Consider the following 17,960-nt stretch of genomic DNA (forward strand, 5'->3'; position numbering starts at 1 on the left):
TTAATCATTGTAAATTTCTTCTAATTTTCGACTAAATAAATGGGTAATTTTCACGTTGTTTATCACCGTTTGAAATTATCCTCTGGGGAGAACATCATGAGTGCAGTAGCTCCAAAAACATCTTTGAGTCTGTTATCTTTGGCTGGTGTCGATGCTTATCAGGAGCAAGACGGTGAGGAATATATGAATGAAAAGCAAATCGAGCATTTCAAAAAAATCCTGACCGCATGGCGTGAACAAATTGTCAATGAAGCCGGCAAAACCGTCGCGCAAATGCAAGACGAAGCCGCTAACTTCCCTGATCCGGCAGACCGCGCGACACAGGAAGAAGAATTCAGTTTGGTGCTGAGAAACCGTGATCGCGAGCGTAAATTACTGAAAAAAATCGATCACACCTTGGTTAAATTGGAAACCGATGATTTCGGTTATTGCGAATCTTGCGGCGTTGAAATCGGTATCCGCCGTTTAGAGGCGCGTCCAACCGCCGATTTATGCATCGACTGCAAAACACTGGCGGAAATTCGCGAGAAACAAACCTCGAAATAATACCTGTTACTTGATTTGTAGAAGATCAAACCTAATCTGACAGTTCCCCGTTTAAAACAGCGGGCTGTCAGATTAATTTGCGCTTATATTCTTCTCAGCCCAAATTCGCTTTCCATCAAGCAACGTGTCTATCATTGTTCCGCCACAACACCCTTCCCCTGGATGGTTAGGTATGAGGCGTTAGCCCGCTTTTTACCAACAATTTTGTCTGCTATGCCATTTTTTACTATGCCTAAAAACGCCAAAACCCCATCAACAGGGGCTTTATATCATTTTTCAACGCCAATTTTTTTCTTTCATCTATGCAACAATAATCATTCCATATCGGCTGTTAACGCAAATGAAATTTACGCCGCAAAGTTCGCAACAGCAAAAAGACCCACGGCCATAAAATTCCGCTGATCGCCGCGCCAATCAATTCTTGCGGGTTAAAGTGGGCGCTGTGCATAAACAACTCGATTAGAAAAATCACGATGTGGATTATCACAACGGCGACCACCACTAAAATACTTTGTAACCACAATGAGAGATTACGCAGAATGAGGTGATTGGACGCAATGAGATAGGCAAACACCGAGAGTACCAATGCGTGCACGCCGAGAATCGAACCTAAACTCAAATCCCACAGCAAGCCGATGACAAACGCCCAACCGATACTGATTCGATTGGGAATCGCCAACACCCAATATAACAATACCAAGATCAGCCAAGAAGGGCGATATCCTTGAAATTGTGCCGACCACGGTGTTATTTCCATCACCAACGCCACTAAAAAAGTGCAAATGATCATTAAAAACTGAAAAATCCAATTACTGCGCATTATTGGCTCCCCTCGGTCGTTAACGCATCCTGCTGTTGCTGATTGGCATCCGCCGGCGCCAACTCCTCCGCTTGTCCGGAGTTTTCCTCCGCCTGATTCGGATTGATCGGTTCTTTTACATTTTTATTCAGTTCGTCCGGCGCCATCAAATCGTCTTGGCGGGTCGATAGGCGCTGACGTACGGCATTACGCACATCCTCCGGCGAGAGTGATTGCGCCCGGTGCAGTTCGTCGTTAACCGGCCACAATAACAATAAATAACGCAACCGTTCGAGCGAAGCTAACGGTTTGGCGGTGATCACCGCAAAATAATTTTGTTTATCGGTAGAAACCGAATCGACAATCGCGACCGGATAACCTTCCGGAAAACGTCCGCCCAAACCGGACGTCACCAACAGATCGCCTTTCACAATATCAACCGAGTGCGGTACATTATCCAACTGCAATTCGTCACCGCGCCCGGTACCACTGGCAATTAAGCGCACATCATTGCGCAATACTTGTAGCGGAATCGAATGGGTCACATCGGTGATCAACAACACCCGGCTAGTAGTGGCGCCAACCGAGGTCACTTGCCCGACCACGCCTTTTTCATCAATAATCGGTTGCCCGACATAAACGCCGTCGCGGCTGCCCTGATTAATCACCACTTGCTGACGGTAAATATCCGTTTCGGTAGTCAACACTTCGGCAATTTTTTTGTATTCATCGTAACGCAACGGCGAATTGAGCAGTAAACGCAAACGCTGGTTTTCCACTTTCAACTGGTCGAGAATCAACAAATCGGCATTTTTTTCACGTAATTGTTCTTTCAAGACCCGATTTTCGATTTGTAACTTGGAGGTGTCCGCCAGATTATCCGATACGCCGTCCAACACGGTACGCGGAATATTGGCGAAATAGAAAATGCCGCTGATTGAGGTTTCCATCAGGCTACGCAGCTGGATCATGCCGCTCGTGCGCCCGTCACCGATCATTAATAACACCGATGCGATAATCGCTAAAATTAAACGAATTCCTAAAGGCGGAGCTTTAGAAAAAATTGGTTTCATGCCTTTACGCTTAAAAAAGTTGCGGTTTTAAGCTGACCGCCAAAACCGCACTTGTGAAAAATAAAGCCTGTATTTCAAACCAACGAGCAATTAGTCGTCGCTAAAAATATCGCCACCATGCATATCGATCATATCCAATGCTTCCCCGCCGCCACGTGCGACGCACGTCAATGGATCTTCCGCCACGATGACCGGCACGCCCGATTCGCGCGACAGCAAGGTATCAATATTCGGCATCAAGGCGCCGCCGCCGGTCAAGACCATGCCGCGTTCGAAAATGTCCGCCGCCAATTCCGGCGGGCAAGACTCAAGTGCGGTACGCACCGCCGTCACAATGCCGCTTAACGGTTGTTGGATTGCTTCCAACACATCGCGTGAAGTCAATTTGAAACTGCGCGGCGCACCTTCTGCCAAATTATGACCGTGAACTTCAATTTCTTTCACTTCGTCATCATTTTCGATAAATGCGGTACCGATCTCTTGTTTAATCCGCTCCGCCGTCGCTTCGCCGATGGAAGAACCGAACGTGCGGCGTACATAAGCAATAATCGCTTCATCAAAACGGTCGCCACCGATACGTACCGAAGACGAATAAACCACACCGTTCAGAGAGATCACCGCCACTTCGGTGGTACCGCCGCCGATATCAATCACCATTGAACCGGTTGCGGTTGAAACCGGCAATTTCGCACCGATTGCCGCCGCCATCGGCTCTTCGATTAAATACACTTCGCGCGCCCCGGCGCCGATTGCCGATTCTTTAATCGCGCGACGCTCTACTTGAGTAGCCCCGGCCGGCACACACACCAACACCCGCGGGCTCGGACGCATAAAATTATTGCGGTGCACCTGTTTGATAAAGTATTGCAACATTTTTTCGGTTACAAAAAAGTCGGCAATCACGCCGTCTTTCATCGGGCGAATCGCGGCGATACTTTTCGGGGTGCGTCCCAACATCATTTTGGCTTCGCGCCCGACGGCAGCAATGCTTTTTAGGGAGCCGACGCGATCTTGACGAATCGCCACAACCGAAGGTTCATCTAAGACAATGCCTTGTCCTTTGACATAAATTAAGGTGTTAGCCGTGCCGAGATCAATGGAGAGGTCATTGGAAAATAGACCACGAATTTTTTTAAACATAGTAATTCCGATTTGAGAAAAAGTTGAGCCGCGATTAATATAAAATGACGGGCGAAAAAATTGTGCTAAATGTACCAAAAAGCAGACCTTTTCACAACGTAAAATTCAACCTAATCACAGGCGGATCGGATTTATCCGCCTGTGCGCCAACCGCACTTTGCGTTATTTTTTAGCCAAAATCGGTTTTAAAAATCTTGCGGTATGCGATTCTTCGTTTTTGACCAACTGCTCCGGTGTGCCTTGAGCGATAATCTGACCGCCGCCGTCCCCCCCTTCCGGCCCGAGATCGATAATCCAATCGGCGGTTTTGATCACATCCAGATTATGTTCGATCACCACAATGGTATTGCCTTGATCGCGCAAGCGATGTAATACCCCCAACAACTGTTTGATATCGGCAAAATGCAAGCCGGTGGTCGGTTCGTCCAGAATATACAGGGTTTTGCCGGTATCGCGTTTTGACAACTCGGTTGCCAATTTAACCCGCTGCGCCTCCCCGCCGGATAACGTGGTCGAAGATTGCCCCAAACGGATATAGGATAAGCCCACGTCCATTAAGGTTTGCAGTTTGCGCGCAATCATCGGCACGGCGGCGAAAAACTCCAAGCCCTCTTCCACCGTCATCTCTAAAATCTGATGAATGGTTTTGCCTTTGTAGCGAATTTCAAGGGTTTCGCGATTGTAACGCTTGCCTTTACAGTGATCGCACGGCACATACACATCCGGCAAAAAGTGCATTTCCACTTTAATCACGCCGTCGCCCTGACAGGCTTCGCAACGTCCGCCACGCACGTTAAAACTAAACCGTCCCGGATTATAACCGCGCGCACGCGCTTCCGGCACGCCGGCAAACAGCTCGCGAATCGGGGTGAACAACCCGGTATACGTCGCCGGATTGGAACGCGGCGTGCGCCCGATCGGGCTTTGATCGATGTCGATCACTTTGTCGAAATGCCCCAAACCGTCAATGCTTTTATACGGTGCGACATGGGTATTGTCGGCACGGTTCAAGGCGTTCTGCGCCAATGGGAACAGGGTATCGTTAATCAACGTCGATTTGCCCGAACCGGATACGCCGGTAATACAGGTGAACAAGCCGACCGGAATATCCAAATTAACATTTTTCAGGTTGTTACCGCTCGCGCCTTTCAGACTGAGCCATTTTTCTTTGTTGACTTTGGTGCGCTTTTTCGGAATCTCAATTTTCTCCGCACCGGACAGATATTTGCCGGTGAGCGAGGCTTGGTTTTGCATTAACTGCCGTGCCGTACCGCTGGCGACAATTTCGCCGCCGTGCACGCCTGCGCCCGGCCCGATGTCGATAATATGATCGGCTGCCATAATTGCGTCTTCGTCATGTTCGACCACGATCACGGTGTTGCCCAAATCGCGCAAATGGATCAAGGTTTTCAGCAAACGTTCGTTATCGCGTTGGTGCAAGCCGATGGACGGTTCGTCCAACACATACATCACGCCGACCAAGCCTGCGCCGATTTGACTGGCAAGGCGAATCCGCTGCGCTTCGCCGCCCGACAGGGTTTCCGCCGAACGCGACAGCGAGAGATAATTCAAACCGACATTGACCAAAAACGACAACCGCTCTTTGATCTCTTTCAAAATTTTTTCCGCAATTTGCGCCCGTTGCCCATGCAATTGCAGATTTTCAAAGAAATTCAACGCATTGCCGATACTGCGCTCCGCCACATTCGGCAAATTAAATTGCTCGATAAACACATGGCGCGCTTCGGTGCGCAAGCGTGAGCCGCCGCAGGCTTGGCAAGGACGATTGCTGATATTTTTCGCCAATTCTTCACGCACCGCCGTCGATTCGGTCTCTTTGTAACGGCGCGCCATATTGTTCAAAATGCCTTCAAACGGATGACGGCGCAAGGTGATATCGCCGCGATCATTGACATATTGAAACTCGATTTCCTCGTCGCCGGAACCGTTTAAAATCACTTCGCGGATCGCCGGCGACAGTGCTTCAAACGGTTGTTGGATATCGAATTGGTAATGTTTGGCGAGCGACGACAGCATTTGGAAATAGTAAAAATTACGGCGATCCCAACCTTTAATCGCACCGTTTGCCAGTGAAATAGACGGATTTTGGATCACTAGGCTTTCATCAAAATATTGCTGCACGCCCAAGCCGTCGCAGGTCGGACACGCCCCTGCCGGATTATTGAACGAAAACAGGCGAGGCTCCAATTCCGCCACCGAATAACCGCAATGCGGACAAGCAAAATTCGAAGAAAACAACAATTCTTCGATCTGATTCTCTTCTTCCGCCATTGGCGCCACCACCACCGTACCGCCCGACAGCTCAAGTGCGGTTTCAAACGATTCCGCCAAACGGCTTGCCAAATCTGACCGCACTTTGAAGCGATCAATCACCACTTCAATCGTATGTTTCTTTTGCAATTCCAACGCCGGCGGATCAGACAAATCGCAAATTTCGCCGTCGATCCGCGCGCGGATAAAACCTTGTGCCGCAATATTTTCCAACAGCTTCACGTGTTCGCCTTTGCGTTCTTTCACCACCGGCGCAAGCAACATCATGCGGCAGCCTTCCGGCAACTCCAATACTTTATCCACCATTTGGCTGATGGTCTGCGCTGCCAACGGCACATCGTGGGTCGGACAGCGCGGCTCGCCGACACGGGCGAACAACAAACGCAGGTAGTCATAAATTTCGGTAATCGTGCCGACGGTCGAACGCGGATTATGCGAGGTCGATTTCTGCTCAATCGAAATCGCCGGCGACAGCCCTTCGATATGATCGACGTCGGGCTTTTCCATCAACGATAAAAACTGGCGCGCATAAGCCGACAACGATTCGACGTAACGCCGTTGCCCTTCGGCATATAAGGTGTCAAATGCCAACGACGACTTGCCCGAACCCGACAAACCGGTGATCACCACCAATTTATCGCGCGGAATGGTCAAATCAATATTCTTTAAATTATGAGTACGCGCCCCGCGCACCTCAATCTTGTCCATAAATTTATCTCGATTGTTTTGTAAAATTGGAACGATTATCGCACAAATAAAAAAACTGTGTAAATATCCAGTATCTTTTTTATTTTAAAAGGTGATTTTTTTGCGATTTTCAGGCAATATATACCGTATTCTAACCAGCTATAAAAAGAAGAGGATACTATGGCAGGCGTAAATAAAGTGATTATTGTTGGCAACTTAGGTAACGAACCGGAAATCCGTACCATGCCGAACGGCGAAGCGGTTGCGAATATCAGCGTGGCAACCAGCGAATCTTGGCGTGATAAAAATACCGGCGAAATGCGCGAAGTAACCGAATGGCACCGCATTGTGTTGTACCGCCGTTTAGCCGAAATTGCCGGCGAATATCTGCACAAAGGCAGCAAAGTCTATGTCGAAGGCAGATTGAGAACGCGCAAATGGCAGGATCAAAACGGACAAGACCGCTACACCACCGAGATCCAAGGCGACAGCCTGCAAATGTTGGATTCGCGCGGTGATCGCGCACAACAAGGCGGTTATGTGCCACAACAAAGCGGCGGCTATTCGCCACAACAAAGTGCCCCACAACAACAATCTTACGCCGCTCCGGCTTCCCGCCCTGCCCCGGCACAAAAACCGACGTCGCAGCCAGAGCCGCCGATTGATTTTGACGATGATATTCCGTTTTGAATTCCATATACATAAATTCTGTAAAAATAAATTATAAAACCCTAAGAGAAACCTTACTAGACAAGGTTTCTCTTTTTTTTACATTTGTGTTTGACGCGTTTCATTTTATTTAATAGTATTTATATATATTTTTTTGTAAAATTTAATCATTTATGTATAAGTTAGAAACAACCCTTTTTTCGAATGGAGAACGTTTTCCTCTATTAGTTAATGAGAAAACTGGTATTCCTGATTTTTATTCAACTCTATGGGTAACTGTGGAACTACGCAATCAATCCGCAGTAAACACCATTAGAAATAAGCTAGGAGCTATACAATGGATAATGAATTGGGAAAAACAGAATAATCTTGTTATTAGTGATCTAATTCATAGAGAAATACTATTAACCGAAAACCAGTTAGAATCTCTTATTCGACATATGAGAATAAATGTAAAAAAGCAAAAAAATGTAATCAATACAAAAAAAGTGTGTTAATGAAAGGTAGAACTCAATTTATTGATATTTATTCTTCTGTATCTCTTAGTCATCAATATAATAAACTAACAACACTTTCAGAATACATATTATTTCTATCTAAAGTAATTAGTGTATCTAACGGATATATCGAAAATTTGACGAAACTAATTACGTTAATTAAAGAGTCAAGACCTAAAAATCATAAAACATTATCTATAAAACCAGAAAGTGAGTTACCTGATGGACTATTAGATGAATTTATGTCTATTGCGGTTTTTTCTAATCACAATAATCCATTTAAAGATATCGGAATTAGAAAAAGAAACCATTTAATGTTCACCTTACTAAAAGAGTTAGGAATTAGAAGGGGAGAACTATTATCAATTCAAATTCCATCTATTGATATAGGAACAACTAAATCCTCAATTATAATTAGACGAACATATGATGATAAATCTGATACAAGGAAGATACAGTCGGTCACTAAGACTAAAGAAAGACGTTTACCAATCTCACAAAAGATAGCTCAGCTTATCGATGACTATATTATGAACCATCGTTCTAAAATTCCTAACGCTAATAAACATCCATATTTATTTGTAACTCATCGAAAAGGAAAAACTCAAGGAGGCCCAATTAATACAAGTTCCTTTGATAATATTATTGTACCAACAATGAAAAAAGTAGATTCTAAGTTCTCTATAATTCATCCACATATTTTTCGTCATGAATGGAACTTAGATTTTTCACGAAAAATAGATAAAAATAACCAAAATATAAATAATGATTCTTCTCATAAAGATTTTATTTCACCTGAAAAAGAAGCAAAAATGAGGCAGCATCTTATGGGACATACGTCAGAGAAATCTGGAAATGTTTACAATCAACGTTATATTCGAGAAAAAGCTAATAAAATCTTATTAGAACTACAAACTGAGTTTCATAAAAAGGTTGACACTTATGAGTCATAGTAAAATTCTTAGACAGTCAAGAGATGGATATACATTTGATGAAAATGAAAACTCTTGGAATATAAGTAAAGATAAAACAATCAATTTTTCTCAGCCAATATTAAATATAAATAAAAAAACATTAGAAGGATTCAAAAAACATTAGCGATATATGCCGAAAAATACTCAAGTTATCATGTATCTCACATGTATCAACAGTTTCAATGATTAGTAACTTCAACTAATCTAAAGAACATCAATGTATCAATAATATTGAATTGGAAAAATAAATTAGGAAAAGATCATGAATGGTATTTAGGAGCGTTAAAAGGTTTTTTACTATCATGGCATGAATATGGTTATTATGGAGTTGATAAATCTGTTGTATCGCTGCTAGAAAGTTTTACTTTGAGTGGAAATGATAAAGGTAAATCGGTATTAATGAGATGCCCTTATACAGGAGCATTTACTGAAAATGAAGTTTTGGCTTTAATGGCTGAACTCTCTAGACTTTGGAAAGAAGATCTTATTTCATTTGAAGCATATGCATATATTCACTTACTACAAGCTACAGCTAGAAGACCTATTCAAATACGCCATTTAAAATTTGAAGACCTAAAAAAAGAAATGTCGCAAGGAACATGGAACTACTATTTAAATATTCCTAGTGCAAAAAAAAGAGGTGGATTATTTAGAACTACATTTAAAAAATTAGTAATAACCGAAGACCTATATTTAATCTTATTAAACGTTATAGATTTTCAATACAAAAAATTACTTGAGATAGTAAGTGAATCATTTATCTCTAGTCATAAGATGAAATTACCAATCTGAAACTCACCCTAAAACATCGTTATGGGAAAAGCATTGTATAGGTACATCCAAAGGAGAATTTATAAGATTACTATCACACAATGCAAGGCATTGGCTAAGTACAAAAGCTGAACGAGGTGGAATGGATGAGTTAACTTTAGCTAATTGGGCAGGGCGAGCAAGAGTTGCAGATAACAAAGCTTATGATCACAGAACAGAAGAAGAAAAAAGTGAATCAGCTAGAGATTTACTCATTCCTGAGGATATTTCAATCTTAGATAAAATTCATTTGAATCTTCCTGTTACCTATGAAGACCTAGGAAAAGATAGAATTGGAATCGCAACGGTAACAGAAATAGGCATTTGCGAACACGATTATGCGATGTCTCCATGTTCTCGTCATGGTGATTGTGAAACATGTAAAGAGCTTGTTTGTATTAAGGGTTTAGAATCCTCTTTGGAAATATTAAAGCAACGAGAAACCCAGATAACTGAACAATTTAATAAAGCTAAAGAACACCATAAAATAGGTGTTTTTGGTGCAGATCGTTGGATAAGTAATTTGGGATGGAGACTAACACACATAAAAACTAAAATTAAGTTCTTAGAAAATAAGGCTATCCCAAATGGTTCGTTATTACGAATGCCGGATGAATATGATCCTTCCCCTGCTAAATTAGCTTTGCTAGAGAAAGGAATGGATATAGGTATACAAAAACAAGAAGCATCTAAATTAGATGATGATTTATACAGATTAATGGAGTTATAATATGCCCAAAATTCTTATTACAGAAGAAAATTTAGAAGATATCATCTTATTAATTAATACCTGGGAAGGAAAATTAACATGGGATTTACTTTGTAATAAAGTATCAGAACTACTGAATATTAAAAGTATCGAAAGACAGTCTCTAGCAAATTATTCAGATATTCAAAAAGCCTTTACTAGACGAAAACAAAGAATAAAAGAAAGCGTAAAAGCTAATCCTATACCAAATGTGACTATGGATTATCTACAAAAAATTTGAAAGCTCAGGTAGAACGCTTGGAAGAAATCAATGAGCGATACAAGCAACAATTCATTGTATGGCAGTATAATGCATATATGAATGGGGTGACGGAAGAGAAGCTAAATAAACCACTTATTGCAGTTAATCGCCAGCATCGGTAAAAGATATACCGTTTGAAATCTAAATTTCAAACGGTATTTTTCAAAAAGATTATCCTTATCTTCTTGGAATTCTATCCTTCAGTGTTACCTGACATCAATTTGGCTAATTTCGGGGCTCACCATTCTCGTAGGTCGTCCATTTAAACCACAAGCACGAACAATAGGCTCAACAAGGTTGAGGTGATTAAGCCTCAGATAACGACGATTGCCATTGAGAGTTTTATTGTGGATTAAATAAATCAAACCATTAGGGGTTGTCCTCAGGGCAAGATCGCACTTTTCCTCAAAATATGATCTAATAAGCCTTTAATACTTTAAAATACAAGGTAACGTCATGGACTTATTCCGCTTTTTCGGTCAATTGGAAGACCCGCGTAAAGATATCAACCAAAAATATCCTTTTCTTGAAATCATTTTTCTGACCATGAGCGCCGTCATTTCCGGAGCGGAAGGTTGGACGGACATTAAATGGTTCGGGGAATATCATTTGGCGTGGTTGCGTCAATATTTACCTTTTGAGCGCGGCATCCCGGTCGATGATACCATTGCGCGTATCGTTCGTCGTCTTTCTCCGGTGCAACTTAATGATATTTTTATTCATTTCGTAAATGAAATCCGCGCGGCACAAGGCGTTGAGCAGATTGCGATTGACGGCAAAACGCTGCGTCACGGCATCGATGAGAAAACGCAGCATGCGCTGCACAGCATTACCGTTTGGAGTAAAACCTGGGGGTTGATTTTGACCCAACAAAAGTCGCCAGGTTGGAAAAATGAGCAGCAGGGGGTATTGGCGGTACTGGATGCGTTAATCTTAAAAAATGCCGTGATTTCAGTCGATGCAATTAACACACAAAAGAAAATTGCGGAGAAAATCATTGAAAAAAAAGGACATTATGTGATGGCGTTAAAACGTAACCATCGTTTATTCCGCGAGAAGCCGAAGCCTACTTTCATAAAATCGAGCGTGAGACGCCTGATTTGATTGAAGTTTACCAAGAGGTCAACTGTGAACGCAGCCGGATTGACGAACGGACTTACCGCCAATTGCCGGTGAGTGATTGGCTGTCGGAATCGGCGCAGTGGGCAGGGATTCAATCGGTGGTGTGTGTTGAACGGCGGCGGGAAGATAAAAAGAGCGGTCAGCTACAAGAGGAAAGGGCATTTTATATCAGTAGCTTAAAGACAAGTGCGGAGCAATTATCATACAGTATTCGCGGTCATTGGGAAGTGGAGAATAAGGCGCACTGGGTGCTGGATATGGTCTATCGGGAAGATGCTTGTGTGATAAGCAAGGATGACGGTGCGGAGAATATGGCGATATTGCGCCGTTTTGCGTTGAATTTATCGCGGCTTCACCCGGCTAAAATGAGTATGCGGATGAAGCTGAAAGCAGCGGGCTGGTCAGATGAATTCAGGTCAGAGCCGATGTTTGGTGTTATTGGTTGATTATTAGACAAAGTTCGCGGTTGCCCTGGGGTTGTCCTTAATGGTTTTGGTTAAGATTGTAAATAAAGGATATCATAAGGGATTTGAGCTATTTGGGAAAATTGAGAGTTTTTATGGGTGGGCATAATTTAAGATTATATTTTAATCAAAACCATCCTTTATTATCAGTTAAGGCTTGAAATTCCATAGGCACGGCCCAATATAGTAAAAAAATTATTTTGAGTTCATCATTCCCCAAAATAATTTGTTATGTACTGAAAATTTCATGAGAATTAACTATGGCTGACTATAAAAGTGATTACTTAAACTCTGTGCTGGAAAGTTACAGAATGAAACATGTTGAAGAGCTAATAAAAACATATCGCACGAAACGAAATGAGATTAAGCAATTTTTAAATGAACAATATGGTAGTAAAATTTATGAACCATTTAATTCTGGCTCGTATAAAAAACACACAGCCATCAATACCAAATTTGATTTGGATTTGGTTGCACCATTTAAACGCAATGCTTTTTCAACATTAGAAGAAATGTTTGAAGATGTTTTGGAAAAACTAACAGAAAAGTATAAAGATGAAACTACCGTGAAAAAACAAGGGGTTTCTATTGGTTTAACTTTTGATGAAGAAGATGAAATTAATATTGATGTTGTTCCTGCAAGAGAGACTAGCCAAGAGTCTTTTCCAGAATATAAGGATTTAAATCTACATAAAACACAAAATGATGGTTATCTTAAAACCAATATCCACGCTCAAATTGAACATATTAAAGCCAAAGAAAATGAAAGAAAAGTCATTCGCTTGCTAAAAATTTGGAAAGTTTGTCATCAATACAAATACAAGTCTTTTTTTATTGAATTATTGGTGATTAAAGCTTATGAAAAATTATCTCCGCAGGGTAGTTTATGGGAACAATTTAAAACCGTTTTAAATTATATTATTGATAATATTCAAAGCGAGAGGTTTACACTCAAAGATCCTGGAAATAGCAATAATGATTTAGCATTATCCTTAGATAGCGGAGAAAAAAGTGTACTCGTTCGTAGATTAGAATCCATATTGGCACAAATAGAATTAAATGAGAAACAAATAGAGTTTTATCTTCCATTAAATGAAAAATTTACCGAAGATAATAAGAGTGAAAATAAGGCTTATAGTCTTAAAAGTTCAGTTTTAGTTTCAACACCTCCAGTTTCACAAAGATTTGGTTGATATGAAATTTTCTCAAATTGAATTAGAGCAAGCTATTCAGTCTATTCCATACATTGAGAATTTATCTGCTCTTTCATTTTCAAAAGAGCGGGTAAATTTTGATATTACTTTTGATTTTGAAGGATTAGACAAACCAATTGATTTTAATGTCATTATCTATCCAGCCTACCCATTAAAAATTGATGATTGTGAATCTATTTGTTTTTACTTAAAAGATGATGAATATAAAAAATTTAGCCATGTAATGTCAAATAATGCTATTTGTTTTCATAATCAGCATTGCATCATTTTTCAAAAAAAATTACATCAGGATTTTCAAGCCATCAAACAATGGATTATTAAATATGTTATTAACCAAGAAAAAGATGAGCATTATGAACATCTAATTACAGCAAATCATACTTATAATGGAGTATATTTCTCATTTCAATTTACTGATACTGATACTGATACTGATACTGATACTGATAAGTTATTTTCTCAAAATGAGATTGGCATTGTTACCAATACTTACTTAACAACATCAAAATATCAAGATAAGGATATGCATAATTATTTAGTGCAATCTTTTACACATAATTTTACCCAAAAAAATTGCCAATGGTCGTCGTTTTACTCAGATAAGAAAACTGACTTATCGGGAATTTATATCTTTATTGAAGATAAACCCTCAATCTATGACAGGTTTTCATTTTCAAATTGGCAAGAGTTTAAATCCATATTTAACCAAGAAATGTTAAGTGAGATTTGGAAAATTACTTGCACCATTAAACAAGAATACATACCTATTTTTATTGGATACTATACAAAAAATCAAAATATTCATTGGCAAGTTGCCATAATTGATTTAAAAGACCCATTTTTTAAAAATAAAAATGGCATGTATGAACTTTGCGATAAGCAAATAAGCTGGGTTATTTCAAAAAATTCATCTTATAATTACTTCTTTGGGCGAGGTGCGTTTCATCCAAATCTAACCAATAAAAAAGTGCTTATTATTGGATTGGGAGCAATTGGAAGTCAAGTCGCAAAGACTCTTGTTAGAGGCGGTTGTCCAAATATTACTATTGCTGATTATGATATTAAAGAACCAGAAAACATTTGTCGTTCAGAATATAATTTTGTGCCACCTTATACCAATAAAACAGATGAATTAGCAGGTATTTTATGGAGCATCTCTCCTTTTGTTGAGGTGAGTTCTATTCGTCATTTTGCAACAGAATGTATTAAATTTGATATTCCATCAGAAGATATTAATCATTTATCAAAGCAACTTTCAGAATTTGATTATATTTTTGATTGCTCCACTGATGATGATTTAATGTATATTACAGATAAGCTAAATTTAACCAGCACTATATTTAATTTATCCATAACAAATCATGCAAAAGTGTTGACTTGTGGCATTTCACCCAATCATTACCAATTTATTAGACATCAGTTTGATAAAATTTTGAAGAATGACGTTTTGGATTTATATAATCCTATTGGTTGTTGGAATCCAACTTTTAAAGCATCCTATAATGATATTGCCATTATGGTTCAGTTATCATTAAGAACAATTAACCTAATGATTCAAGAGAATAATTATCAACATTTTACTATTCAATATGATGATAATCTCAATTTAAAGGTTGAGAGGTTTTAATGATTGTTAAAAAATACAAAAACCTTCAATTAGATTTTGACCGTCAAATCGTTGAGCAAATGGCAAAAATAGCAATTCATCATTATCCAAGTGAATATGGTGGGTTTCTTTTAGGTTATTACTCTAATGATTTTACTAGGTTGCATATCAAATATTTTTTATTGGTTGATAAATACGTCAGCTCGCCTGTGGAATTTAGGCGTGAATTAAATATAAAAATTCATAATTTTGAAAAAATATTTCAAGAAACTGGGTTATATTATATAGGTGAATGGCATAGCCATCCCAATGCATCAGCGTGGTATAGTTTAACGGATTTACAAGCGATGAATAATATTGTTTCTTGTAATACAGTTCAGCTCCATAATCCCGTGCTACTTATTTTGAGTATTTCTAGTAATAAATTATTAGATTTTAATTTTTTTATTTTTGATGAAGATAGGTTAGTTGTTTATGAGTGATGTTGATTTATCAGCCTTGTTTCGTGGTATGCAAGGACAAATGCAAAGCCAATTAAATACCAATCGTGAATTTATCCATCATCCAGGATCAAAAGGCGATGCCTTAGAAAATGCTTGGATTGAATGGTTACAAAATTATTTGCCAAATCGTTATAGTGTAGATAAAGCAATCGTGATTGATTATCACGGAAATACCAGCGACCAAATTGATATTGTCATTTATGATAATTGGTTTACACCATTTATTTTTAATCAAAATGGCTTTAAATACATTCCAGCTGAAGGGGTTTATGCTGTTTTTGAAGTTAAACCTGATATTCAGGGAAATGTTAATAATACTAATTATATTCAGTATGCAGGTCAAAAAATTGCCAGTGTCAGAAAATTAGATCGTACATCAACATCCATGATTAATTCTGGGCAAAAGTTACCTGCCCGCCCACTAACAAAAATCATTGGTGGGATTTTAACCACCACCAATTCCTTCACACATAATAATAATAATACCATTGAGAATCATATCAAATCTTTAGCTGATTTAGAGAGGATTGATTTGGGCTGTATTGTGGATTATGGTAGTTTCTTTGTGCAATATCAAGGGGAAGAAGATACCAATGAGAAAAAAGATTTTGGAAAACGCATTCGTGATTATTATCAGAATCGAACTTTTCAATCATTAGTATTTAGTCAGCCCGAAAATTCATTAATCACTTTCTTTATGCAATTAACTCGTTATTTGCAACAAGCAATCGGAACAGTGCCTGCTATTAACTTACAGGCATATATGAATACGATTAATGAAAAACTTGATAGTGAAATTTAAGCGAAATTCTTGATTATTATGAGTCTTTTGTCTTATGAAATAATTATTCTTGAATAAAAGAACACCGTCTCTAACCCTAAAAACGGTGTTTTTCTCCAGATTTATTGTAAATATTCTACTATGAAATTGTGCTATTTTAGGGGGAATTACAAAAGTGATAGCAAAAACAGTGACAAATTTGTTAGATATCCCCAAAATAAAATCTAACCCTTACACTTTATTTTTACATTACTTATAATATAAAAACCAAAATTTAATTTAACTATTTGATTTGAAATAATTTTATAATTTACATATCCTAATAGTATAGAAACAACCATTTTAAAATCCCGTCTTATAAAACCCGGCTACAGTCGGGTTTTTTACTATATAAACAACCTCATAACAAACCGTTATAAATACGCTAAAAAAGTTATTTTCTCTCCTGAATATTTTTCCACATAATGAAATTCCATTTTTTAGGAGGTTATATGCTGATTACTGGTTTATTTTGTGGATTATTATTAGGTTTTGTCATGCAACGCGGACGTTTTTGTATTACCGGCGCATTCCGTGATATGTACGTCACCAAAAGTAATAAAATGTTTATCGCTTTACTGATTGCGATTAGCGTGCAATCTGTCGGTTTATTTATTTTACGCGATTTTGGCGTGTTAGAAATTCCGGCTGAAAATCTTGCGCTTAGTGCGGTATTAATCGGGGCATTTGTCTTTGGTATCGGCATTATTTACGCCGGCGGCTGCGCAACCGGCACTTGGTATCGCGCCGGCGAAGGCTTAATCGGGAGTTGGGTTGCGTTATTTACCTATATGTTATTTAGCGCAATGATGCGCACCGGACCTTTGGCTGATTTTAATAATGCGTTAAGAAGTCATTCTATTGAACAGAAAACCATTTATGAAACCTTAGGTATTTCAGCTTGGTGGCTTGTCGTATTATTAAGTACGGTCACGTTGTTTTTAGCGTTTAAGCATTTAAATAAACCCAAAGCAAAATTAGCCGTTTTAAAAGCAAAGAAAACCGGATTAGCCCATATTCTTTTTGAAAAACGCTGGCATCCCTTTATCACGGCAACCTTAGTCGGCTTAATCGCCTTAATGGCTTGGCCGTTGAGTGTGGCAACCGGGCGGCACTTCGGCTTGGGTATCACCGGACCGTCATCGAATATTATCCAGTTTTTGATTACCGGCGACAGTAAATATATTAACTGGGGTGTTTTTCTCGTCCTCGGTATTTTAATCGGATCATTTATTGCCGCCAAAGCCAGTAACGAATTCCGTTTTCGTGTTCCGGATAGCACCACTTTATTACGCAGTGCTTTTGGCGGAACGCTAATGGGAATCGGCGCAACATTGGCCGGCGGCTGCTCAATCGGTAATGGTTTAGTTGAAACCGCATTCTTTTCTTGGCAAGGCTGGCTTTCGTTACCCTTGATGATTCTTGGCACTTGGTTTGCCGCCTACTTCACGATCATTCGTCCGCAGCAACAACAATTGGCGGGCGCAATTTAATTTATAAGGAAAATCGTTATGAATATCAAACTTGAAACCAACGGATTAGTCTGCCCTTTTCCATTAGTTGAAGCAAAAGAAGCCATGCTTAAATTAAACAAAGGCGACGGTCTAATCATTGATTTTGACTGCACACAAGCAACCGAAGCGATTCCAAGTTGGGCTGCCGAAGAAGGTTATGAGGTGACTAACTTCGAGCAAATCGGCAATGCTTCATGGACAATCACGGTTGTCAAATAAC

16 protein-coding genes and 2 pseudogenes are annotated in these 17,960 nt (G+C 39.7%); 14 read left to right on the top strand and 4 right to left on the bottom strand.

What is annotated here, in order from left to right:
* The first annotated feature begins 96 nt into the window (after window positions 1-96).
* Window positions 97-546 (top strand): RNA polymerase-binding protein DksA, encoded by a 450-nt coding sequence (gene dksA, locus ACWA5Z_RS11190; RefSeq protein ID WP_431052401.1) that lies wholly within the window; start codon window positions 97-99, stop codon window positions 544-546.
* Window positions 547-877: 331 nt separating this feature from the next.
* Here the strand turns inward: dksA and mreD are convergent, their stop codons facing one another.
* The 4 genes from mreD to uvrA all read right to left on the bottom strand — a co-directional run bounded on the left by mreD (window position 878) and on the right by uvrA (window position 6,558).
* Window positions 878-1,366, bottom strand: a complete 489-nt coding sequence (gene mreD / locus ACWA5Z_RS11195) for a rod shape-determining protein MreD (protein ID WP_431052403.1) — start codon at window positions 1,364-1,366, stop codon at window positions 878-880.
* On the bottom strand, window positions 1,366-2,418 hold the full coding sequence (gene mreC, locus ACWA5Z_RS11200) for a rod shape-determining protein MreC (protein WP_431052405.1): 1,053 nt from the start codon (window positions 2,416-2,418) through the stop codon (window positions 1,366-1,368). Before mreC ends, mreD begins: the two co-directional genes overlap by 1 nt.
* A 90-nt stretch (window positions 2,419-2,508) precedes the next feature.
* Entirely contained in the window at window positions 2,509-3,558 is a 1,050-nt protein-coding gene (locus ACWA5Z_RS11205) for a rod shape-determining protein (RefSeq protein WP_167549955.1), read from the bottom strand.
* A gap of 162 nt (window positions 3,559-3,720) precedes the next feature.
* Window positions 3,721-6,558, bottom strand: a complete 2,838-nt coding sequence (gene uvrA / locus ACWA5Z_RS11210) for an excinuclease ABC subunit UvrA (protein ID WP_431052407.1) — start codon at window positions 6,556-6,558, stop codon at window positions 3,721-3,723.
* Window positions 6,559-6,717: 159 nt separating this feature from the next.
* Here uvrA and ssb point away from each other — a divergent pair, with 159 nt between their 5' ends.
* From ssb to ACWA5Z_RS11275, 13 genes and pseudogenes are all read left to right on the top strand, one after another.
* On the top strand, window positions 6,718-7,227 hold the full coding sequence (gene ssb / locus ACWA5Z_RS11215) for a single-stranded DNA-binding protein (RefSeq protein WP_431052408.1): 510 nt from the start codon (window positions 6,718-6,720) through the stop codon (window positions 7,225-7,227).
* A 475-nt stretch (window positions 7,228-7,702) separates the two neighbouring features.
* Complete coding sequence (locus ACWA5Z_RS11220; protein ID WP_431052410.1) at window positions 7,703-8,656, top strand: site-specific integrase; 954 nt, start codon at window positions 7,703-7,705, stop codon at window positions 8,654-8,656.
* Window positions 8,646-8,801 carry a hypothetical protein gene (locus ACWA5Z_RS11225; RefSeq protein ID WP_431052412.1) on the top strand — a complete coding sequence of 52 codons (156 nt, stop codon included), beginning with the start codon at window positions 8,646-8,648 and terminating at the stop codon, window positions 8,799-8,801. The genes ACWA5Z_RS11220 and ACWA5Z_RS11225 overlap by 11 nt, the downstream gene beginning before the upstream one ends.
* Window positions 8,802-8,908: 107 nt before the next feature.
* A complete protein-coding gene (locus tag ACWA5Z_RS11230) occupies window positions 8,909-9,469 on the top strand; it encodes a hypothetical protein (protein WP_431052414.1) in 561 nt (186 codons plus the stop codon).
* Window positions 9,470-9,590: 121 nt separating this feature from the next.
* Window positions 9,591-10,217, top strand: coding sequence for a hypothetical protein (locus ACWA5Z_RS11235; RefSeq protein ID WP_431052415.1), 627 nt, complete (start codon window positions 9,591-9,593; stop codon window positions 10,215-10,217).
* A gap of 1 nt (window position 10,218) precedes the next feature.
* Window positions 10,219-10,619, top strand: a pseudogene (locus tag ACWA5Z_RS11240) (hypothetical protein).
* Between the two features lie 334 nt (window positions 10,620-10,953).
* Window positions 10,954-12,065: pseudogene (locus ACWA5Z_RS11245) on the top strand (ISAs1 family transposase).
* 278 nt (window positions 12,066-12,343) lie between these two features.
* Window positions 12,344-13,276: an SMODS domain-containing nucleotidyltransferase gene (locus ACWA5Z_RS11250; protein ID WP_431052417.1), complete on the top strand. Its 933-nt coding sequence runs from the start codon at window positions 12,344-12,346 to the stop codon at window positions 13,274-13,276.
* Window position 13,277: 1 nt separating this feature from the next.
* A complete protein-coding gene (locus ACWA5Z_RS11255; RefSeq protein ID WP_431052419.1) occupies window positions 13,278-14,924 on the top strand; it encodes a ThiF family adenylyltransferase in 1,647 nt (548 codons plus the stop codon).
* A complete protein-coding gene (locus ACWA5Z_RS11260) occupies window positions 14,924-15,385 on the top strand; it encodes a Mov34/MPN/PAD-1 family protein (protein WP_431052421.1) in 462 nt (153 codons plus the stop codon). Before ACWA5Z_RS11255 ends, ACWA5Z_RS11260 begins: the two co-directional genes overlap by 1 nt.
* Window positions 15,378-16,208: a DUF6602 domain-containing protein gene (locus tag ACWA5Z_RS11265; protein WP_431052423.1), complete on the top strand. Its 831-nt coding sequence runs from the start codon at window positions 15,378-15,380 to the stop codon at window positions 16,206-16,208. Before ACWA5Z_RS11260 ends, ACWA5Z_RS11265 begins: the two co-directional genes overlap by 8 nt.
* A gap of 470 nt (window positions 16,209-16,678) precedes the next feature.
* Window positions 16,679-17,719, top strand: a complete 1,041-nt coding sequence (locus ACWA5Z_RS11270) for a YeeE/YedE thiosulfate transporter family protein (RefSeq protein WP_431052425.1) — start codon at window positions 16,679-16,681, stop codon at window positions 17,717-17,719.
* An 18-nt stretch (window positions 17,720-17,737) separates the two neighbouring features.
* On the top strand, window positions 17,738-17,959 hold the full coding sequence (locus ACWA5Z_RS11275) for a sulfurtransferase TusA family protein (protein WP_431052427.1): 222 nt from the start codon (window positions 17,738-17,740) through the stop codon (window positions 17,957-17,959).
* The last annotated feature ends 1 nt before the right edge of the window (window position 17,960 follow it).

This window comes from Testudinibacter sp. P80/BLE/0925, from assembly GCF_053570785.1.